Source organism: Streptomyces hundungensis (assembly GCF_003627815.1).
GTDB classification, from domain to species: domain Bacteria; phylum Actinomycetota; class Actinomycetes; order Streptomycetales; family Streptomycetaceae; genus Streptomyces; species Streptomyces hundungensis_A.
In genome coordinates this window covers 384394-405005 of the sequence record NZ_CP032698.1, presented here as the reverse complement: position 1 = coordinate 405005, position 20612 = coordinate 384394, and the positions used below count along the sequence as shown (strand labels likewise).

The following is a 20612-nucleotide window of genomic DNA, read 5'->3' as shown; positions in this document are numbered from 1 at the left end:
CACGATCGTCCACCGGTGCACGCTACCGGGGCCGCCACCGGTAACGCGCCGCAACAGGTCCACGGAACCTGTGCCCGAGCCTCTACAACGTGAACGGAGCCAGTCGTGGCTGCGCCGCGCGGCCCGGTGGTCGGGCCTGGCCGGTTCGTGCTCGGGGCTTGCCCGCGGGGCCCTGGTCTACGGTGCGGCGGTCAACTGCCCGCACCGGTGCTGACTCTTACGGCATTTCGAAGTCCTCGAAGTCGAAGCCCGGCGCGACAACGCACGAGACCAGGACCGGCTCGTCACCGGCCGGCTCCGCGCACTGCCATGCGCCGGCCGGCACCAAGGACTGGGGCCGCTGCCCCGAGGCAACATCGGGTCCGACGACCGAGGCGGACTCCTCCTCGGCGGTCGCACCGGTGCCACCGAGGCGGAGCGTCAACGGACCGCCCCGGTGCCACAGCCAGAGTTCGTCCGACCGCACGCGGTGCCACCGGGACGCCTCACCGGGATGCAGAAGGAAGTAGATGCCGGTCGCGAAGGAACGCTGCCCCGGATACCCGTCCGGAACGGCGCTTGCCCCGGTGCGCCACGTCTCCCGGAACCACCCGCCTTCCGGGTGCGGTTGCAGGTGAAGCAGGGCGACCAGGTCGGAGATCTCGCTCATGGGCAAACATATTGGCGCACCGCGAGGGCCATCACAACGGGCATCTCGGGCGCGGCCATCGGCCGACCTTTGTGTCGGCCCGGGGGTTGCATACAGCCGACTGTGCAGGACGGCCCGCATCGCGAGCGGTCGGGGAGTATGGGCGGCCATCCTCGATAGCGGCCACGACCCGGGGTCGAATCCCGTGCAGGCCGGGCCTTTCCCGTCGAAAATTGTGGGTGTCGCGCAGCGTCACCCATCTCTGCCGTGGTCTGTCCCGGGCGGGCGCAGGCTGCTGGATGGCATGCAGGCGCTGCTTGGGGTCATCGATCCACACGCGGTGGGTGCTGTCGGGAGTGATGGTCAGGCCATGGCGTTCGACGCCGGGGCGGCCGAAGCGTTCCCAGCGCGCGTATGCAGCTTCTGTCTCATCCCCCAGGCGGCGTCGTCCTGTCTGGGTGACGGTGAACTCGTGGGCCTGTTGTCCGTCGTAGTCAACGGCTGCGACGGAGCCGTCGGCGCTGTAGAGGGCGAACCGGATGGGGGCGTGTTCGCCAGTGGTGTCCCAATCGTATGAGGTGTTGGGCACGGTGAGGCCGAGATGGAATTCGGTGTCGGGATCTCCGCTGACGGCCCAGGGCGACAGGCAGGTCCTAAACGGCGGTGTACTTGCCCTCGCCGCGGTGCCGGATCCAAGGTGCCGGGCGGCTCCGCCGGGCGCGGCGGGGGTTTGCGCGGCCGGATGATGGGTGCGCATCGTCATGTACGAGCCCTGTGGGTGGAATCGTCCCTGCGCGGCACCGTCGGCGGCCACGGCGAGAGAGAGCATGCCGTAGGCGGTCCAGTCCGAGTACCAGGGCGTCACGATGAGGCCTTCGGGCCGGACTTGACCCCGCCACGCGTCGGGGAAGCTGTCGACGGAGAACGTGGCCAGGATCCGATCGTAGGGCGCGCCCGGGGGCCAGCCTGCGGCGGCGTCGGCCTCGATCACGGTGGGCGCGTAGCCGGCCGTCTTCAGGTTCCGCTGTGCCTGCGTGGTGAGGGAGGGGGCGAGGTCGAGGGTGGTGACCGCGTCCTGGCCGAGGAGCGCGGCCAGGAGTCCGGCGTTGAAGCCAGTCCCGGTCCCCAACTCGAGGACTTGAGGCGCTACGACACCGTCACGGTTGTCGCGTCTCCCTGGCGGGCGAGGTCGGCAATTCCGGCCAGTTCGAGCTGGTGAAGGACCATCGACGGTATCGACGCCGACGACTTCGGTGCCCCCTCGGCGAGCTGGGTGACCAGCGGCTGGTCACTGTAGGCAGCGCGAGCCCAGGCGTCGGGGTCGGCAGAGCGATCGAGGGGCCGGTATCCGCCGTGGCCGTCGCGGACCCAGATCCGGCCGGGCAGGAACAAGTGGCGGCGCACGGCGCGGAACGCGGCGGCGTACGGCGCGGGCACGGGAGAACCGCGCTGCTCGCCGATGGAGGCAAGGAGCGCGGCAGCATGTGCAGCGGTGGGCACGGGGCTACTTCTTGGGCGTGGGTGGTGGGGGCGGGGGAGGGATCGGCCGGTCAGGCTGCTGCCCGTCGTCGCCGATCGATGAGCGGTGCTTCCACTCCATCACTGACCTCCAGAGGGCCGCGGAGGGAATCCACGGTAAGCGTCCAGCCTGCTGTGGCAAGCCCCTGTCCCCGCGTGCGCGGGAGGCAGGCCTACCGCCTGGCGAAGCCGGAAGCGCACCAGGGGCCATCCCCGCGCGCGGGGATGGCCCCATGAAGGTCCGTGCGCTCGGCCCGCGCACCGTCTGCTCCCCATGTACGCGGGGATGGACCCGACGTCACATTTGAGGACACCCAGGACGTCGCCTGACCATGGCCGTACGGCACCACGCCCTGCGGCGCGAGCTGCTTGAGGAAGTGTTGCGCGGGCGACGCCCGTTCGAGCACGAGCCCGTCAGGATCACACACGGCATCCGCCGTGCGGGAGGGTGCGCGACGGAGTTCAGGTCAGGGAGCGGAGCCGGTGGCGATGGCATAGCCGATCGTGGCGGCTGCGTCGGCAATACCGGCCAGAGATACCTTGTCGTTCAAAGCGGTGACCACGTCCTGGGTCAGTGAGCGTTTTCAGCGTGGCCACTGATCGGGTGACGCCGATGAGGTCGAGGTGAGGGCCACAACGCACAAGGCCCCCGTGCCGTTGGGGGAGGTGTTCGAAGTCCCAACCCATCGGCACAGGAGCCCTGTTGGTTCCCTATCCTGCCGCACTCGACCTCCCGCATGCCCTCGTCGAGTGGGTCACGATGCTCATCGTCACCCGCGAGGGTGACCGGCGCTGCAAACTCCCGCCGCACCAGCGGGCGCTCGTCGCTCTGGTGTACCTGCGCCACCACGACACCCTTACCCGGCTCGCGTCCGGCTTCGGGATATCGGTCGGCACCGCCCACGCGTATGTCGCCGCCGTGACCGCCCTGCTCGCAGAACGGGCCCCGGGCCTGCTCAGAACGCTGCGCGAGCATGATCCGGAGTTCATCCTGCTGGACGGGACCCTTGTCGAGTGCGACCGCGTCGGCGACAGCCGGGCCGACTACTCGGCCAAGCACCGCCGGCACGGCGTGAACGTCCAGGTCGTCACCGACCCCGCCGGCGAGGTGCTGTGGATCTCGCCCGCGCTGCCGGGCCGCACCCACGACCTGACCGCCGCCCGCACCCACCGCATCATCCGGATCTGCGAACGTCAGGGCCTCCCGATCATCGCCGACCGCGCCTATCAGGGCGCCGGCCCCTGGGTCACCACAGGACTCAAACGGCCACCAGGCGGTGAACTCACACTCACCCAGCGCACCGTCAACCGGGCCCTGGCCGCGGCGCGAGCACCAGTCGAACGCGGCATGGCACGGCTGAAGTCCTGGCAGATCTTCCGCAGATCCCGCATCAGCCCCAACCGCATGACCGTCATCACCAAAGCCGTCCTCACCCTGGAGAGGCAACGCTGAAAACGCTCAGTGGGCGAAGGGCATATACGTGGCGTACCGCGTGGATGTCGACCGGGATTTCGTAGTAGTCCTCCGCGAACTTCTGGAATGCCTCCGGCGAGGGGTCGACCAGCAGGTGGAACAGCCAACCCGAGCCGTCAGGGTCGGCGTTGTCTTCAGGGAAGTCAATCTCTCCTGCCTGCCAGTGCTCGCTTCCCACCTCACGCCACATGCAGGCCGTCACCCTTGGCATTCCGTCGTCTGTGAAGGCCGGCTCTTCGACGCAATTGCGGAACACCTCGGGGACCGAGTCCACTACGCCCGGCCAAGGCACGTCGTCGACATATGGGCTCATCTCCGACTCGTGGTCGAACCCTCGGACATACGCGCCGACCGGAGAGAAGATGACGTCGAACTCGTCCCCCGAGCCGTTGCGCATGGAGGCGATCTCCTCCGTTTCGGACCAGGCCCGGTTAAACGAGTAGCGGCGCGCACCGTCAGGGTTCAGCACAGCCTCCAGCATGGCTATCGACCGACACCGGTCCCGCAGCGTCGCGATATCAGGAAGAGCTTCGGCAACGTCGTGAACAGTCATGCGGCCTATCCAAGTACACGCCACTGACAACGGGGCACGCGCTCGCCGAGCGGCAGACCCCGCAGCCCAGCCGAGGTGAGGTTCATCCCGAAGCGCCGCAGATGATCGACAACGGCAGATGACGGAAATCGGGACCAGGTAACACTGATCGCGTCACGGCACGCCACCGTCCGACCGATCCAACTTCGCTGAGACTGCTCAAGCTACGTTGAGACAGGACGCGTTGCCGGACGGCCCGGCGATGAAGCGGGCAGGGCGGTCTACGACCGCGACGGGGGCAAACGCCCGGAACGACTTCCCGAACTGCCGGGCGGCCTGCGTCCGCTGCGCGATCCGGACTCGGCCGAAGAGGTTTGACCCCGGTGCGGGTGACCGTCACCGCTGGTTGTCCCGGCGGTGACGGTTGCACTGGCGACCGGTTCGTAGGGCCCGGGAGCGGTAACACCGGTGGAGGGCGTGGCGGCGGGTACGTAGGCGGCCGGTAGCTCCGGCTGCTGCTGGGCCGGGACTGGGGCGCGGGCGGCCGCCCCACCGGGTGGGTGCGGCGGCCGTGGTGGGATCGGCTCGTGGTTCGAGTCAGTCAGCAGAGCGGCGGATCACCCCGGCGTCACTGCGCCCTCTGGCACTCCGAACCACTCCTCCAGCGCTTCCGTCAGCCCGGCCGTCGGCGCCTTCGCCCCGGCGTCGGCTGCCCAGGCCGTGAAGCCGTCCGGACGGACGAGGACCGCCGCCAGTTCCGGGCGGGACGGGCAGCCGGCCGTCAGGGTGTCGACGCGGCCGGCATATCCCGCAGCCAGGGCCCGGAGCTCCGGGTCGTCGGTGAGGTCGAGCAAAAGTGCCCGGCCGCCGTGGAGGTGGTCCGCGAGGCGGCCGCCGTCGGTGAGTTCGAGGTCCGGGGTGCTGCGGCCGGTCAGCGGGTGCTCGCCCGGCAGCTCGTACCGCACCCCGCCACCGTTGAGCCGCGCGGTGAGGTACGTGGTGCCCGCGACCGTCCCCGCCAGGTCGCTGACGATCTCGCGCAGGGCCCGGGACTGCGGGTCCGGGCGCATGGCCGCGACCTGGGACCGGGTCCAGTCCAGGACCCACGCACCGACCGGGTGCCGCTCGGCGGTGTACGTGTCCAGCAGCCCTTCCGGCGCCCGGCCGGCGATCACCGCGGCGAGCTTCCAGCCGAGGTTCATCGCGTCCCCGATACCCAGGCTCAGCCCCTGGCTGCCGAACGCGGAGTGCACGTGCGCCGCGTCACCCGCCAGCAGCACCCGGCCCTTGCGGTAGTCGGTCACCTGGCGGGCGTGGTCGGTGAAGCGGGTCGCGGTCTGCACTTGGGTGATCGTGATGTCCACGCCGGAGACGCGGCGCAGCCGCGCCTGGAGGTCCTCGGTGGTGACCGGCGCGTCCCGGTCGGCCGGCGGCCCGTCGAACTCCACGGTGACGACGCGGCCCGGCATCGGCCCGTAGGCGCACACCCCGGTGTCCGTGGCGGTCCAGCCGATCTTCAGGTCCTCGGCGCCGGTCATCTCCACGACCGCCTGGTGACAGGTGATCTCCGGTTCCGTACCGGGAAATTCGAACCCCGCGAGCTTGCGGACCGCGCTGCGGCCGCCGTCGCAGCCCACGAGCCAGCCGGCGCGTATGGCCCCGTGGCTGGTCCGCACGGTGACGGCCTCGTCGTCCGCGTCGAAGCCGGTCAGCGCCACTCCCCGGCGCATGTCGACGCCGAGCTCGTCCGCCCGCCCGCCGAGCAGCCGCTCGATGTCCTGCTGCGCCACGAAAGCGATCTCGGAGGCGGGTCCGGCGTCGCCGAGGCCCGGCTCCGTACGGTCGACCAGGTCGGCGCGCAGCATGATTCCGGCGAAGTGCCCGACGATCCCGAGCCCTTGACCCGCGCCCCCGCCTCCGTCCTCGCCGTTCTGCTCGCGCATGAATGCTTGGTAGCGGTCCATCGTCTGCCGTTGCACCTCGGCCAGCGCGGGCAGCATGCCTCGGCGGTAGAGCGCCTCGGCGCTGGGCGTGGTGATCGCCCCGCCCTTGATCGTCGGGTTCACTTCGGTGAGGCGTTCCAGGACGGCCACCCGCGCGCCTCCGAGCCGGAGCTCACAGGCCAGCATCAGTCCGACCGGGCCGCCTCCGGCCACCACTACGTCATAGTCCATGGCGCCGACTATGGCCGAGGGGCGAAGAGGCCAAAAAGGCGCAGCGGTGTCAAGGACCCGTCCCGGGCGGAGAACGTTCAAGGAACGAGGCTCATCGGCTGCTATCGCCGGGCGCGAGCAGGCTGGTCAGCTCCGAGATCGCTTCGGGGGACGACTTGAAGTGGCGGCGGACCGCCGAAGCCCATCTGAAGTTCATCACCTTCATGGCCCGCCGCCTGACCTGGGGCGGACGCACCCCGAGCTGGACGAAGAAGCCGCGGACCGCCGACAGCTAACCTGAGCCCCGGCACTGCCGCGCCGGGTCGTGTTCCAGACGGAAGGGTCGCCACCCCGGTGTCGGACGGCTTGACAGGGCTGGCATAGGCCAACCCCTCAGAAGCCGATTTCAAATTCGCTCTGCGTGCGCGCGCTGCCAGCTCGATGTTGATCTCCGGATGCTGGAGTACGGCCTCGGGGAACGACGAACCCGACGGGGGCATCGAGGGCTTCGACATCCCGATGCGGCCAGGCGACAACTAATTGCAGCTCCTGAAGGACTGACGACGCGCCTGTCTACCCGCTGCGAGACGGCGCGGCGCCTCCGGAACGGCCTGCTGAACGACACCCTAAGGGTGGTGAGTTGTACTGCCAGCGCATCACGACTGAGCCCCGGCCGCTTTCTGCGGCCGGGGCTCAGCTGGTACTCGGGCTTTCAGCCCCAGATCGAGTCGCCATCGACGCTCTAGGGGAAGTCCGGTCGGGTGTCGCTTTCGGTCTTCATACGCATCCCCTCCCTCACGATTCGGATGGGCCCGATCATGCAACAAGAGGGCTCGTCTGCCTGCAACACCCTTTCCGTCGCAGCGGACTCAGGACGGAGCCTCTTCTGGGACGAGGGTGGGAAAGGGGCGGGGGAGGAGGACGCTTTCGCTGAGGTGGGTGTCAGTGAGGGCGCTGTCGGCCAGTTCGCCGCAGTCAACTGATCCAGCAGACGGGGCAGTTCATCGGAGGCGGCAGCGCCCCGCAGTTCGAGGGGGCGTATCCCGTGCGGGACGACGCGGCACCTGATACCACGCCCACACCCGAATCTGTGGGAAGGCGGGATTTGGGGTCCTCGGCGATGTTGCGAGCCAGGTGATCGAGTATGTGCCGGTGACCGGCGGTTGCTCCTGGCCGCGCTCTGGCCCTGTCCCGGGTCAGCGGCCCGGGACAGGAAGCGTCGGCCGCGTGGGCGGCCGGCTGTCAGCGAGCGGTAACGCCGTGTGTAGCCTCGGCACGCAGCGTCTGCGCCACACGTTCCTCGACGACGCGGGCGATGGCCCAGCAGGCTCCCGCGTCCAGCCGTTTGTACGTGGCTGCCGGACGTGCCTCCACGACGGCGGCCGTCTCCAGCGACTCGGTCGTTATACGGACCTGTACGAATACCGTCGTGTCCGAGGGTCCGCGCAGAGTCAGGTCCAGGGTGCCGTGCCCGAGCGCGGTGATCGCCTCCAACCGTAGATCGGGGTCCCTCTCGACCGCGTACCGCACGCTGTCTGTCAGTTGGAAGGCGGTCCTGCCCTCAATGGCGGGTACGCGCACCTCGCGGACGGAGGGCAGGGCTACGGCTTCGGGGCCGAGCGTGAGCCCGTAGCGGCGGGCTGTGCGGGCCGCGCTCACCACTATGGAGGTGGACAGAATGACGGTGAAGGCGAGGGCGACCGCCGCGCATGCGGCCAGGGCCTGGGGAGCGGCGCCACTCCAGGGCGTGCCGTCGCCCAGGACCAGCGCGACGGTCATGGCTGCCGTGCACACCACGCCTGTCGCCAGCGCGGGCAGGGCCAGCCGTCGGACGACCCCCAGCCAATAACCGAACATCGCATCGTTCCTCTCGCGCGGTGGGAAGCCGAACCATACGGCGCCCGGAGCCCGGGACTTCTGCCGACCCCTGGCGCCAGTCGATGCATAGGCGGGGGTCCTCGCAGACCCTGTCCCAGTCGGGCTACTCCATTGACTATCCGGGTAACTCTGGGCCTCGGAGGACCAGGTTCGGCAGATCGTCATCGAGGGCCCTGTCCGGACGTACTTCCGCGCCGACAACTCCCGCGCGCACGGCTTGACGTGGAGTTCACCGACGTGGAACGGCTCGACAACGAGCGGTAGCGGGCCATGCGTACACGAACGTCGCATCTCTGACTGAGCGCGCTTCACTTGCGAGTGGAGCGCGAGGTTCGGTGGCCGTGTGCTCAGTTCGTGCCGACCGCTTCTTCAGGCGAGGGGCCGAAGCGGAGCCCGTGGCTCGTCGCGCCATGCCAGCACGTCCACTCGGGCTCTCGGACTACCCTTGTTAGGTATTTAGCTACTGTGCTAAATATTGAATATGACTCAGGACGACGACGAGGCAGGGGTGTTCCGCGCCCTCGCCGACCCGACGAGACGACAAATCCTGGAGCACCTCAGAGATGGCGAGCTCCCGGCGGGACAGATCGCGAGCCGGTTCGCGATCAGCACCCCGTCCATCTCGCGCCACCTCAGAGTGCTCAAGGAGGCGGGACTGCTTACCGAGCGTCGAGATGGCAACCGGATCATCTACGCGCTCGTGGAGGACCGGCTGGCCATCGGTGTAGGCCGGTTTCTCAGTGCCGTCTGCCCCGAACAGATCGTGCTCCGCCACACCAAATGGCGGCACGCCACAGAAAGCGACGAGACATGATGCAGCCCCACCTCTCCAGCACCATCGAACGCCGGCTCCTGGTGAACTACCGAGTTGATCCAGAGGTTGTTGCGCGACTGCTCCCCGTGCGCATGCGTCCGCGCCTGATCCACGGCCACGCCCTCGCCAGTATCTGCATGCTTCGGCTCAGCAAGGTCCGCCCCACCTGGGCCCCCAGGGGTGTCGGACTGCGCAGCGAGAACGCGGCCCACCGCTTTGCCGTCGAGTGGGACGGACCGGATGGCGTCGAAACCGGCGTTTACATCCCGCGTCGCGATACTGCCTCGCGCGTCAACGCGGCCGCCGGCGGCCGCCTCTTCCCGGGCGACTACCGCTTGGCGGAGTTCCGGGTCCACGAGACGCCGGACGAACTGCACATCGCCTTCGATGCCAGGGACGGCGCTGCCCAGTTGGAGGTCGCTGTCGCCCTGGCCGACGAGCTGAGTGGCAGTAAATTGTTCACCGACCTGAACGAAGCATCGGCCTTCTTCCAAGGCGAAGCCAACGGATTCTCCACCACCAGACCTGGCAGCCATCTCGACGGTATGGCACTCCACGCCGACACCTGGCGGATGGAGGCTTGCCGGGTGCGCTCTGCCACCTCCTCGTTCTTCGACGACCCCAACCGCTTCCCGCCCGGGACCGCGACTCTCGACTGCGCCCTGGTCATGCGCAACCTCTCCGTCCGATGGGAACCACTGCCCTCCATGGCACTGGCCGCCAACTGAAGTGTGTGCGACGCGCAGTCTGCCTCGAGAGTGCAGTGCTCGATGGCATGGGCCAAGACTGAGCGTGCCAGACATTGTTTCCCGGATCTCGTGACATGGGCGGGGGCGTTGGGGTGGGGCCTACTACTGCAACGGTGTTTGCCGTGACTGGTGGCCAGTGTGGTCGTTGGTGTGGTTATGGGTGGGGACCTTGCTGATGTCAGGCTCTGGGCGGCTGAACTGGACGCGGTGCATGAGCGGTTCATGCATCGTTTCAGCAGGTCGGAGCTGCGTGAGTCGGCTCTGGCGTATATGCGGGGTCTGATCGCTCCGTTGCAGCGCGAGAACGGCTGGACCGTGGCCGAACAGGCGGGCCGTGACGGTCCGGACCGCATCCAGCGGATGCTGAACCGGATTGACTGGAACGCCGACGAAGTCCTGAACGACGTCCGTGAGTACGTGGTGGAGAACCTCGCGGACCATAGGGCGGTCCTGATGGTGGGCGACATCGGCTTCCTGAAGAAGGGAACCGGGACGGGCGGTGTTCAGCGGCGGTATTCCGGCATGGCCGCGCGGACGGAGAACTGCCAGATCGGCGTCTTCCTCGCCTATGCCACCGAGCGAGGCAGGACGCTGATCGACCGCCGTCTGTATCTGCCCCCTTCCTGGACGGACGACCGGGCGGTGTCGCCGGGCCGCCATCGGGGACGAGACCGGTTTCAAGACGAAGGTGGCCATGGCCAGGGCGATGGTCCGCAAAGCCATCGCGGACAAGATCCCGTGCGGCTGGGTGACCGCGGATGCCGCTTACGGCTTCAGCAAGGGCTGGCGGTTCGAGCAGACGGACGTCTTCCACGTCATGGCCACCACCCGGCACGAGACCGGGGTCACCCGCTGGGCACTCGACCACCCTGTCCATGACCTGTTCACCGGCCTTGCCCGGCAGAAGTGGAAGCGCCGTTCCTGCGGCAGCGGGGCTCGCGGCCTGCGGATCTACGACTGGGCCCGCGTCGAGGTCCGGCCCTGGCACCGGCCCGACCGCTGGCGCTGGGTGATCGCCCGACGCAGCGTCGGGCGATCACCCAAGAGATTTCCTACTGCATCGCCTACTGCCCCGCCGAGACGACCATGGATGACCTGGTCCGCGTCGCGGGCAGCCGGTGGGCCATCGAGGGATGCTTCCAGACTGCCAAACAGGAGTGCGGCCTGGATGACTACCAGGTCCGCCGCTATCCCGGCTGGCACCGCCACATGACACTCGCCATGGCCGTCCACGCCTGCCTCACCGTCCTGCGGGCCCGCCAGCAGCTGGACACCGGCAAAGCAGAAACGGATTCTCCCAGCTCATCCAGGTCACGCGCCGCCGTTCGGGACCGGGCAGGGTCATTGCGGTTGATCATGTGCTGCCAGCCGAACGGTGGTTACGCCCGCACCCTCTCTGTCCTCGTAGCCCGCGACTGGGCGGAGAGGAATACCGGTGGTTGGGACAGATCCATTCGTCGCAGGTGCGGAAGGTCTACTGAGGAGACAAGGCCCAGCCGATCAGATATGGGCGAAGGAGCGGTGCCCACCTATCATCCGGTGCGGGACATGCCGGGAACGTCTCTTCGCGGCGGTCGCGGCGGTCGCGGATCGTGCGGACGGACATCGCCGGGACCGCGATGGACCGTTGGGCGCTTACATGCTGGTCGTGCGGGCCCCGTTGATGAACTGCGCTGCGGGCTCAGCGCCGATGAGGATATTCAGGGGATCGACGTAGGGCATGGTGAAGGGTGCCTTGGCTGTGGAAGGGTAGAAGGGTCCCGGGGTGTCCGGTTGGCTACGTGGCCGGTGACGGAACGGCTGCCTTAGGGCATTCAGGCGCGGGGTGCGGGCTGCGGGCTGCGGGCTGGCGACGCAGCTCACTTGCGGAGGGCGTCCGCGTGCTGCTCCGTCTGTAGGCACGTCCTCGAGGTGGTTCTTCTGGCCGCGGTGTTGGCCGGGAGGCATGAGGAGATCTAAAGAGGGCGCCCTTGGCCGGGGCGCTGGTGCAGAGTTGTGCGTACGGCTGTCCCGCGCTCGCGGGCTCTGGTTGGATGAGGCGCTTTCCTATCGTGGCCACATGACACGAGGAACACCGACAAGTGCTGATCAGCACTTAATTGACATCATGGCCACGCACGATGTGAAGCTGAGCGTCGCTCGCCTTGAGCGATGGCGGACCGCCGGCTTGATCCCGCGCCCGGGGCCCGGCACCCTCATCCGGTCCAGTGGCAAATTGATCTACCGGTGGGAGACAGTCGCGCTCGTGTCAGGGCTCTTGACCTGTGCTTCGTCAGCACGCCGTCTCGACGATCTGGTCCTATTGGCTTTCTTCAACGATGTGAAAGTGCCTGCTCAACGCGTCAAGGTGTCCCTTGCCAAGACGTTCTTCCCTCGTTACTTCGCACGACGCGAGGAAGAGCACCAAGAGCTTGAGAACATCCCGCAGGATGACCGGGACGCTGCAACGCCCGAGTACAACTGGGCTGAAGTCGCTGGCGCTCTGGACATGCGAGACGGCGCCGCAGTGAAACAGATGCGGGCAAACCTGAAGCGCCGCCCCCGGTACGAGAACGAGACGCGGTCAGAGGTGAACGGGCGCATTCATGGCATTTTGACGTGGCTGAACCATCCTGAACTCCCTCTGGATGACCAGCCATTGATGGCAGACCTACGAGCGGCGCTGGCCTTCGACGGCCCGTCTGAGGGGTCGCGGGCTGCCTGGACGCTTGCGGCGATCTGCCATAGCCAGCAGCGCGCGGTGCGAAGGGAGACCTGCGCCGAGGAGCGCCTTCATCATCTCCTGGCCGTCGAGGAGGATGATCTGCGCCGCATGCGCGAACTCGTGCTTGAGTGGTTCGATGCCATGTGGTTCACGGCCTCAGAAGGTCGCCTCCATCATCACGGAGTGAACTCTGCCGCCGAGGCGAGAGCGGCTGGAGGGATCCTGGTGGAGTGGGTCTCCCAACGGCAAGTCCATCCACCAGGTTCACGACCAGCGCAGATCTTCCTCGACAGCCTTCGCGGCCTATGGTTCTTGTGCGGGATGGGGGACTCATCGGGCGGGGAGGGTCGAGCGGCCTTCGCAGCTCGAACCGGATCCCATGGAACCCACACGAAGCGTTGGCTTGGGCCACCTCAAACTGGCGAGCAGTGGTGACACCTCAGGCATCGAAGGGGCCCTTCGAACACACTGCATTTAAGTGAGTCTGCTGCGCGGAGCGACTCGGTTCGGCGAGGATGGTCGGGTTTCCGCGCAGCCGTGACTCCGCTTCGCGGCAGGGGCAGGAGACTCTGAGTCCAAGATGTAGGCCAACTGCGCGCCCATGACTTGTTTTCGTGGCGCAAAGAATCCCTTGCCCTGTACATGCCCATTACGCCTATGGTGTGTACTGCGCACACAGTTTCTTCACAGCAACCGTGCGCGCGTCATCCGGGGGCCGGGGGGCCACCAAGGGGGAGAGGGCGCGACCACGCCCTGTACTGCGTTTCTCCACACGATCCCGTTTGCGTGGCACGTCTGAGACGTGTGGTCGAAGGTGCTGTCCCAACAGGCCTCGACTGAACCCGGTCGTCGATCTCATCTGCGTGAACGACGACTACTGATCTTTTCGTAAGTTCGGTGGGTGTGGTGGGTGGATGGTGAGTCCGGTGTGGGTGAGGAATGACCAGGGGAGTTGTGGATTGTTGTTGATGCGGTGGATGCCTTGTTCGGTGGCGTCGGCGACGTCTGCGAGGTGGTCGCCGGCGAGGTTGGCGAGTTCACGTTTCTTGAGCGAGGACCACAACAGTTCCACCGGGTTCAGCTCGGGTGCGTAGGCGGGTAATCGCTCGAGTGTGAGCCAGTCCTGTTCGGCGACCCATGCCCGCATGGCCCGGCTCCAGTGAGCGGACAGGCCGTCCCAGCCCAGAACCACGTCCTCGCCGCGGTAGAACACCTTCATCTGTTCCAGGACTTCGATGAGTCCGAGAGTGTCGTAGCTGCCGGGCTTGAGATGGAAACACAGTCGTGCCCCGCGTTCGGGGTCGGTGGAGTGGTAGCCCAGGGCGCCGGCCATCGACGCCCGCTTCCAGTTCAGGCGGTGGCGAAGGAGCGGGGTCCGTCCTCGGGGTGCGTAGGTGCGACGGACCTGCGGCAAGAGTGAGACGCCTGATTCGTCGAGGAACACGATCCAGGCACGTGTGTTCACCGCCCTTTTTTGATGCGCGGCCACTCGTGGGAGACCCAGCGGGCGATCTCCGACTCATCCCGCTCGACCGCCCGCCGCTCAGGGCGCTGAAGACTCCATCCCAGTCGGCCCGTCAGCAGCCGCCACACCGATGCCCTGGACAACACCACCCCTGTCACCCGGGCAACGATCTCTCCGACACGTTCCAGAGTCCACAAGTCGGCCTCGAAACCATGAGCCTGGGCGCCGCGGTCCAACGCGGTCCGAACCGCCTCGACCTGGGAGTCGTCCAGTTTGGGCGGGCGCCCGGTAGATGCCCGCCGCCGCAACGCGGAAGCACCGTCCTTCTCCCACACCCGACGCCATCGCCGCACGCTCTCGGCACATACCCCTACCGCCCGCGCGATCTCCGCATTCGAGACATCCTCCTCGAACAACTCCACCGCCCGAACGCGACGCGCTTCCGCCAACTGCGGCCGCGACAAAGGAGGAAGTGGCGATCCGGCGGCCATAGGCGAAGCTTGATAAGCCATCCCGACAGCGTCCCACCTACACCGCCACTATGCCCACTGAACTTACGAAAAGATCAGTAAAGCGTGTTGCAGAAGGTCGTGTCAGGATAGGTCAAGGCGGAGATTGTGGCCGGTCCGCTCATGAGACCAGGGCGAGATTGTGCATGTGGGCGACGGCCTGGACCGCGTGGTGGAGGCCGTTGCCGCGCTGTCGGCAGTCGCGGAGGATCTTGTAGTGCTTCATGCGGGCGAAGGCGTGCTCGACGCGGGCCCGTACCCGTCGGTGTTCGGCGTTGTCCTCCTCTTCGCCGGGCAGCAGGGCAGGGCCGGGGCGTTTGCGGTGTGGGACGACGAGTCCGGTGTTGATGTAGGCGCCGTCTCCTAGCACGGTCACGCCGTCGCAGGCAGCGGCCAGGCCGGAGTCCCGCCACGTTTTCGCGTCCGCGGTGTTGCCGGGCACGGGCCGGGCCGCGGCGATCACCAGTCTGGTGTCGGCGTCGATGATGACCTGCACGTTTGCCGAGAACCGGTAGTTGCGTGAGGATGCTCCGGTCTTGCGGTCGCGGACCGGGATGAGGGTGCCATCTACGATCCACAACCGGTCGACCGCGTCGGCCGACCGGGAGACGGGCTCGATCGCGAGCAGTGGCCGCAGCCGCTGGATCACCCGGCACACCGTCGCCGGCGAGACGCCGAAGAGCGGCGCGAGCTGCCGCATGGTGAGGTTCGTGCGGTAGTAGACGGCCACCAGCAGCACCCGGTCCGCCAGTGGCAGACACCAAGGGCGGCCGCCACCGGGCCCCGTTTCCGCCCCGTTCTCGCACGACCTTCAGCAGTCGCTCGAACTGCCGCATCCGCAGTCCCGTGAACGTCTCCACCCACAATGACTCGGCCTTCAACACCCCGCCCATACAGGCAAGATGCCCGAATCTAAGCCTTCTGCAACACGCTTTAGCGCCGCATCAGCGACGCTTGTGATGTGCTGAGGTGACGCACCGGTGCGGATTCCACTCCGGCGGCGCGCGTTCGGCACTGTGCCCTTAATGCGCCTGAACGGCCGGCGGCCGGTCGCTTTCCTCCTCCGAGGTAGTGACCGGCCGCCGGCTTGTCTGTGACTCGTTCAGGTGTTGGCGATTACAGGTACCAGCTCTGTGAGGGCTTGGCGTCGCCGACGCGGGCCCACTGCTGAGCGGGGGCCCCGTCGGCCTTGCTCGAGCTGTCGATCTCCAAGGTCTTGCCGCTGTTCAGGTTGGCGATGTTCCAGTTGCCGGTCGTGTCGATGGGCTTGATGGCCCACTGCTGGGTGGGGATGCCCTTGCAGGTCCACTGCTGGGCGTGGGCGCCGTCGGCGGTGTTGGAGTTGGCTATCTCCAGGCACTTCCCGCTGTTGGCGTTGAGGATCTCGTAGACGCCCACAGTGGTGGTGGGGCGGAACTGCCACTGTGCGCCGGCCTGCCCGATGCAGGCCCACTGCTGGGCGGGCGCTCCATCGTCCTTGCTGGAGTTGTTGATCTCCAGGCAGTAACGGCTGTTGACGTTGTGGAGGAGGCCGCCGGTCGGCACCGTGGGGGCCTTCCCGTTGTCGGGCAGTGGCAGGGGAGCGGGAAGGGACGCAGTGCCGAGGCTTGCGCTCGTCCAGGTCTGTGCGTCGATGTTCTTGCAGTCCCACAGTTGCAACTGCGTCTTGTTGGCCAGAGTGTTGTTGTTCCGGTCGATGCAGCGCTGGGCGTTGACGTTGAGGTAACTACCGTCTGCGCGTGCCTGCCACTGCTCGTTCGCGGTGCCCTTGCAGGTCATGAGCTGAAGCAGAGTGCCGTTGGTGGTGCCGCTGTTGACGGCGTCGACGCACTTGCCGAGGATGCGCAACGTGCCGTCGTCCCGGAGTTCGAGCTGCTGGGCAGCGGTCTGGTTGCAGGTGTAGATCTGGACCTTGGTGCCGTCCGTGTTCTGTCCGCCATCGGAATCGATGCAGGTGGTTGCCGAACTCGTGACGGTTACGGGGCCGCGGGCGTCAGGCGCTGTGATCGAGGCGGCGTACGGATAGACGGCGAGGTTGCTGGCGCCGCCGTACAGGCCCGCGCCCATCGGGTTGGATGTGCCCTTGGCCTGGTAGCGGCCGAAGACGAGCGGCCCTGTGGGTGCCGCGCTGTTGGTCCTGTTGTGGCTGCCGGACCCCACCAGCACGCCGTTGGCATAGAGGCTCATCCGGCCGGTGTCGGCGTTGTAGACGGCAGTGAGCCGGGTCCAGACATCGGGATTGACCCGGGCTTGTGAATTGACCGCTTCGGTGTTGTCGTACTGCCAACTGGTGCTCGGCTTAGTGGGGTTGGTCAGCGCGAAGCGCCAGGTGCTGCCGTCGGAATCGGGGTAGAGGAGGAAGTCGCTTCGCTGAGCCGCGGTGTTGTCCTGGCTGACGATCACCCCGCCGGCACCGGAAGCCTTCGCCCAGGCGCTGATGGTGAAGCTGTTGCGGGTGTCGACAGCGGACGCGTTGGTGGTGATCGTCGACTGTGGGCCGTTGAAGGCGGCGTAGTCATTGGGGCGGCCGTCGATGATGCCGGTTGGCCAGGTGATGTTGGCCGTGGTGCCGGGGTAGTTGCCGGTGCTGCTGGGGACGGTGCCGTCTGCGGCAGGGCCGGTCAAATTCCAGGCCGCGGTGGGCATGTTGAGGTTGCCCTGCGGAGTCAGATCCGAGGACAACCCGGTGACGTCCGGGTTGGGGAACTGGGTGGTGGGCGCGGTGCCGGTGCCGTTCCAGGAGACGAGCTGCTGGTGGGCATCGACGGCCCACAGGTCCGGGATGCCGTCACCGGTCAGGTCACCGTCGGATCCCATCCGTGGGTAACGGGCGGAATCGACCGTGCCGAGCACGCTGCCCTGGCCGGGAGCAGTGAATCCGGTCAAGTCGGGTGCGTCGGTGGTCCCCTTGACCGGGAAGGCACGGATTGTGCCGTCGGCCTTGGAGCGGGCCCACAGGGTGGGGAGGTTGGTGCCCTTGGCTCGGCCGGGGGTGATCAGGTCGTAGTTGTCCCACTGCTGGTCGTTGGCGGAGAGCAGGATGGCTGGGGAGTCCAGCGTGTTGGTGGAGGCCGGCAGGCTCAGCCACAGGCGCCCGTTCTCCACGAACAGCAGGGAGGAGCGGTGCAGGGCGTATTGGCCAGTGCTGGGCTGCTGAGTTGCGGAGTCCCCGTCCAGGGCGCCGAAGGCCGAGATCTGGGTGACCTTCGACCAGTCGCTCGTGCTGAAGCCGTAATCGGCACAGGTGATGCTGGTGGTGGCGTCCGCCAGTGCGCAGCTGGTCGGTTTGGCGATGGCGATGCGGGCCTGGCCGTCGAACCGGTTGCCAGCTGTGTCGTTGGGGTAGAGATAGAGCTTGGTATCCCCGGGCTGATGGGCAATTAGGTCGTCGACGTTCTTGTAACCGAGACTGCCGCGATGGGTGACCTGGGTGTTCGTCCAGCCGTTTCCGCTGGGTGAGGCGTGGAAACTGGCCCGGGGGTCGCTGTCGTCGGCTGTCTTGAACGACGCACTGGGTGCGATGTTGGGATCGGTGCCGCCGCTGATCCGCCGGAGGTCGCCAGCCGAGTCTGGAAGGAGGACATCCGGGATCTTGTCGCCGGTGACGTCGCCGAAGACGGGCTTGACGGGATCGTTCGGATTGGATGGCGCGTAGTAACTGTAGACGGCGGGCTGGGACATGTTGCCCGCGTCGTCCTGGGTCTGCAGGTAAACGAAATTGGTGCCCCAGTGCGAGGGCGTGATGGTGACGTCGGCCTTGCCGCCGGAGAACTTGACGATTCCGGCGCTGGTGTCGGTGCACTTCCAGCCGGTGGCCGCAGCTTTGACCGGATCCGTCGTCCATCGGGCACAGGCCAAGCCGGAGCTACGGCCCCCGGATGCGGGCACCGGGTCGGTGCCGGTGAGCGTGAACGTCCCTGGTTGACCCCCGTACTTAGGCTTGGCGTTGAGAGTGCCGGAGGCGGGGAAGTCGGCGGAGGAGACGGCAGCGGTAGGCGGAGTACGGTCGACAAGGAAGTAGCAGGTGCCGCTGACATCGCTGGTGAGGGTGTCGTCTGTGGTCAGGGCTTGCCAGCCGTAGCGGTGGCCGTCGGCCAGGGCACCCGCGTTGACGGTGGCCGTGCCGCTCGCGTTCCAGCCTGTTGCGAAGCTGGTGGTGCTGTTGTTGTTGTCGTTGTCCCAGATCTTGAACTTCGTGCTGACGGTCTCGTTGGTGGGCGAGTTCGCGTTCACGGCTAGAGCGGTGTCGGCGTTTGCACCGATCCAGCCGGCAGCGTCCCAGGTCGGACTGCATGCAGTGAAGGACCCTGTGCTGGCGAACCCGGGTGTGGGGCTGGTGCGGGGGTTGCTCACGGTGGGCTTGATGTCATACGTGATGACGAGGTGCGGTGCCTGCCCGGACTTCGAGCTGAAGCGTTGACGGTAGTACTTGTTGCTTTCGTTGTCGGGAGCGAGGCCGAAGGTGAAGTTGGGCCAGCCGTTGGCGACACCTGACTTGATGGTGTCCCGAACCCCGTAGTCGATCTCGCCGGTGCCGGAGACCGACAAGGTGCCGAGCTTGTTGCAGCCGCCCATGACGGACCCGGTTCCGCAGGGCTGGTGGTTCCAGCTGGTCGGATTGCCGATCGAACCTGTGTCGTACAGGCTCAGCGGGGTGTTGGTGGACGGGCTGGACGAGGCGATGATGGTGGCCTTCAGCCGCGCCTCAAGTACCACTGCCCCCTGGTTGTGGAGGAAGCCCGCGATGCCCACCTGGAAGTAGGCACGGGTGCGCCCTGTAGGACTGCACGGGTGCTCGGTGTCGACGTAGCCGCAGTAGCCGGTGGCCGGGGTGTCCTGCTGGTACTGAGTGCCGTTGTACTCGTTCGTGTCCGGGTATGCCTCCTGGACCTGAGCCCAGGCCTGCACCCCGCCGCTGTCGGTAGACGGGTTCCAGCCCGGGTCGATGAACCACGGCCCCGTGCCCTGACTGAGCACCTTGGCGTCGGGCACGAGGTCGATGCCCGTGCCGGTCACGGTCGCGGAGACCTTGGCGACAGCTGCCCCCGGGCCGGGGCCGTCCGTGGTCGACGTGGTAACGGGAGTGGCTGGCGTGTCCAGAGCAGAGAAGATGGAGAAGGCCGCCTTTTGGGGAGCCGGCGCCGTGCTGGGCTTAGCCGAATCCCACATGACCGGGGTGGGTGCGGTGAAGCGTGCCTTGCCCTCTGCATCGGCTGCCGTCAGGTTGCCGGATGGGTCAGCGGATACCGTCAGCCCGTCTGCCACCACATTGAAGTGCAGGTTTTTGACGGCAGGGTTGGCCGCAGCCTGGGCATTGTGCACCACCAGGACCTGGCGCCAGCCGCCCAGAGTGGTGGCGGTGAGCTCGAGGTCCACATCGGGGAGCACGTTCTGGTAGAGCGCGCTGTCGCCGTTGAGGACGGGTGCCGGCAGGGAGAAAGGCGCTTTGAGCGCCAGCTTCTTGCCGTCCCTGGTGGCCATGCTGGCCATCGCTCCCTCACCGCCACCCGAGAATGCCAGCGAGGACGGGACAACGGCGGGGACGATTGTGCCGTCAGGACTGGTGTGCAGCGTCGGGTCGATGTTCTTCCAACTGCCCCCCGCAGCCTTCACTCGCTGGGGGGAGGCAGCAGAGTCGGTGCTGAGAGTGCCGTCCGGGTTGGCAACCGTCTGCGACGCCGCAGTGGTCAGAAAGTTGACCGTCACCGGTCTGCCCGAACTCTTAGCCTGGGTCCGCGCGGCGTCGAGCGCCCTCTGCTCCTCAGACGGTGTCTTGGGTGGCGAAGCGGGCCAGCTGACGTCGGCGGGTCCCTGATCGCGGACGTCAGCAGCGGCCGCGACAGGCGTGACCAGGAGCCCGATTCCCAGCGACAGGGCCACGGCCCCGCTGAGAGGGCGCAGCCAGGATCTGACGGTGTGTATGCGTGGGGAGGCCCCCGGCCTCGGTATCCACGGAAGGGGAGTTGACGGCCTCAAGATGGAGGTCCTCGCTGTGAATGGTGTGTGGACAGAGATCAGGCGCACATTTCCTCCACACGTCTTCACTTGTCAAAGCTCACATAGCGCCAAATGTCCAATAGGCGCCATGTGTTGCCTGTTGAGCCATGTGTGACATTAGACACCTGAGAATATTCTAAGAATCTGCTGTACGCATCGAACATGCAGTCCGTAAGGTTCCGCTGACCTGG

Annotated in this window: 13 protein-coding genes and 3 pseudogenes; 5 read left to right on the top strand and 11 right to left on the bottom strand. The window is 67.0% G+C overall.

The window, feature by feature from the left end:
• Positions 1-217: 217 nt before the first annotated feature.
• From DWB77_RS01900 to DWB77_RS38620, 3 genes are read right to left on the bottom strand one after another with little or no spacing between them, the layout of a single operon-like run.
• Positions 218-649: a cupin domain-containing protein gene (locus DWB77_RS01900; protein WP_120719590.1), complete on the bottom strand. Its 432-nt coding sequence runs from the start codon at positions 647-649 to the stop codon at positions 218-220.
• A gap of 31 nt (positions 650-680) precedes the next feature.
• A complete protein-coding gene (locus DWB77_RS01895) occupies positions 681-1757 on the bottom strand; it encodes a protein-L-isoaspartate O-methyltransferase family protein (protein WP_246033352.1) in 1077 nt (358 codons plus the stop codon).
• Between the two features lie 17 nt (positions 1758-1774).
• Positions 1775-2128: a hypothetical protein gene (locus DWB77_RS38620; protein WP_246033351.1), complete on the bottom strand. Its 354-nt coding sequence runs from the start codon at positions 2126-2128 to the stop codon at positions 1775-1777.
• A 721-nt stretch (positions 2129-2849) separates the two neighbouring features.
• Here DWB77_RS38620 and DWB77_RS01890 point away from each other — a divergent pair.
• A complete protein-coding gene (locus tag DWB77_RS01890) occupies positions 2850-3599 on the top strand; it encodes a transposase family protein (RefSeq protein ID WP_120719402.1) in 750 nt (249 codons plus the stop codon).
• Here the strand turns inward: DWB77_RS01890 and DWB77_RS01885 are convergent.
• The 4 genes and pseudogenes from DWB77_RS01885 to DWB77_RS01870 all read right to left on the bottom strand — a co-directional run bounded on the left by DWB77_RS01885 (position 3577) and on the right by DWB77_RS01870 (position 8162).
• Positions 3577-4173, bottom strand: coding sequence for a hypothetical protein (locus DWB77_RS01885; protein ID WP_246033350.1), 597 nt, complete (start codon positions 4171-4173; stop codon positions 3577-3579). The two genes, DWB77_RS01890 and DWB77_RS01885, sit on opposite strands and share 23 nt — an antisense overlap.
• Positions 4174-4769: 596 nt before the next feature.
• On the bottom strand, positions 4770-6326 hold the full coding sequence (locus DWB77_RS01880; RefSeq protein WP_246033349.1) for an FAD-dependent monooxygenase: 1557 nt from the start codon (positions 6324-6326) through the stop codon (positions 4770-4772).
• 91 nt (positions 6327-6417) lie between these two features.
• Positions 6418-6498 (bottom strand): annotated as a pseudogene (locus DWB77_RS39555) (site-specific integrase); the annotation flags it as partial.
• Between the two features lie 1049 nt (positions 6499-7547).
• Positions 7548-8162: a hypothetical protein gene (locus DWB77_RS01870; RefSeq protein ID WP_120719587.1), complete on the bottom strand. Its 615-nt coding sequence runs from the start codon at positions 8160-8162 to the stop codon at positions 7548-7550.
• Between the two features lie 502 nt (positions 8163-8664).
• On the opposite strand from DWB77_RS01870, the gene DWB77_RS01865 reads away from it, so the two are divergent.
• The 4 genes and pseudogenes from DWB77_RS01865 (at position 8665) to DWB77_RS37480 (ending at position 12885) form a co-directional block, all read left to right on the top strand.
• Positions 8665-8997 (top strand): metalloregulator ArsR/SmtB family transcription factor, encoded by a 333-nt coding sequence (locus DWB77_RS01865; protein ID WP_120719586.1) that lies wholly within the window; start codon positions 8665-8667, stop codon positions 8995-8997.
• Complete coding sequence (locus DWB77_RS01860; protein ID WP_162952342.1) at positions 8994-9725, top strand: DUF2071 domain-containing protein; 732 nt, start codon at positions 8994-8996, stop codon at positions 9723-9725. The genes DWB77_RS01865 and DWB77_RS01860 overlap by 4 nt, the downstream gene beginning before the upstream one ends.
• A gap of 177 nt (positions 9726-9902) precedes the next feature.
• A pseudogene (locus tag DWB77_RS39550) lies at positions 9903-10959 on the top strand (IS701 family transposase).
• Positions 10960-11805: 846 nt separating this feature from the next.
• Positions 11806-12885, top strand: coding sequence for a hypothetical protein (locus DWB77_RS37480; protein WP_162952341.1), 1080 nt, complete (start codon positions 11806-11808; stop codon positions 12883-12885).
• A 439-nt stretch (positions 12886-13324) separates the two neighbouring features.
• Here DWB77_RS37480 and DWB77_RS01850 read toward each other — a convergent pair whose 3' ends face one another.
• The 4 genes and pseudogenes from DWB77_RS01850 to DWB77_RS01835 form a co-directional block, all read right to left on the bottom strand.
• Positions 13325-13915, bottom strand: a complete 591-nt coding sequence (locus tag DWB77_RS01850) for a transposase (protein ID WP_120719585.1) — start codon at positions 13913-13915, stop codon at positions 13325-13327.
• Positions 13912-14406: a winged helix-turn-helix domain-containing protein gene (locus tag DWB77_RS01845; protein ID WP_428985095.1), complete on the bottom strand. Its 495-nt coding sequence runs from the start codon at positions 14404-14406 to the stop codon at positions 13912-13914. Before DWB77_RS01845 ends, DWB77_RS01850 begins: the two co-directional genes overlap by 4 nt.
• A gap of 139 nt (positions 14407-14545) precedes the next feature.
• Positions 14546-15317: pseudogene (locus DWB77_RS01840) on the bottom strand (transposase family protein).
• Positions 15318-15540: 223 nt separating this feature from the next.
• On the bottom strand, positions 15541-19905 hold the full coding sequence (locus tag DWB77_RS01835; protein ID WP_162952340.1) for a ricin-type beta-trefoil lectin domain protein: 4365 nt from the start codon (positions 19903-19905) through the stop codon (positions 15541-15543).
• Between the last annotated feature and the right edge of the window lie 707 nt (positions 19906-20612).

Coding starts and splice junctions, on each gene's coding strand:
- DWB77_RS01865 (WP_120719586.1), top strand. CDS start 8,665: ATGACTCAGGACGACGACGAGGCAGGGGTGTTCCGCGCCCTCGCCGAC.
- DWB77_RS01835 (WP_162952340.1), bottom strand. CDS start 19,905: ATGGCCACCAGGGACGGCAAGAAGCTGGCGCTCAAAGCGCCTTTCTCC.
- DWB77_RS37480 (WP_162952341.1), top strand. CDS start 11,806: ATGACACGAGGAACACCGACAAGTGCTGATCAGCACTTAATTGACATC.
- DWB77_RS01900 (WP_120719590.1), bottom strand. CDS start 649: ATGAGCGAGATCTCCGACCTGGTCGCCCTGCTTCACCTGCAACCGCAC.
- DWB77_RS01870 (WP_120719587.1), bottom strand. CDS start 8,162: ATGTTCGGTTATTGGCTGGGGGTCGTCCGACGGCTGGCCCTGCCCGCG.
- DWB77_RS01885 (WP_246033350.1), bottom strand. CDS start 4,173: ATGACTGTTCACGACGTTGCCGAAGCTCTTCCTGATATCGCGACGCTG.
- DWB77_RS01860 (WP_162952342.1), top strand. CDS start 8,994: ATGATGCAGCCCCACCTCTCCAGCACCATCGAACGCCGGCTCCTGGTG.
- DWB77_RS01845 (WP_428985095.1), bottom strand. CDS start 14,406: ATGGCCGCCGGATCGCCACTTCCTCCTTTGTCGCGGCCGCAGTTGGCG.
- DWB77_RS01880 (WP_246033349.1), bottom strand. CDS start 6,326: ATGGACTATGACGTAGTGGTGGCCGGAGGCGGCCCGGTCGGACTGATG.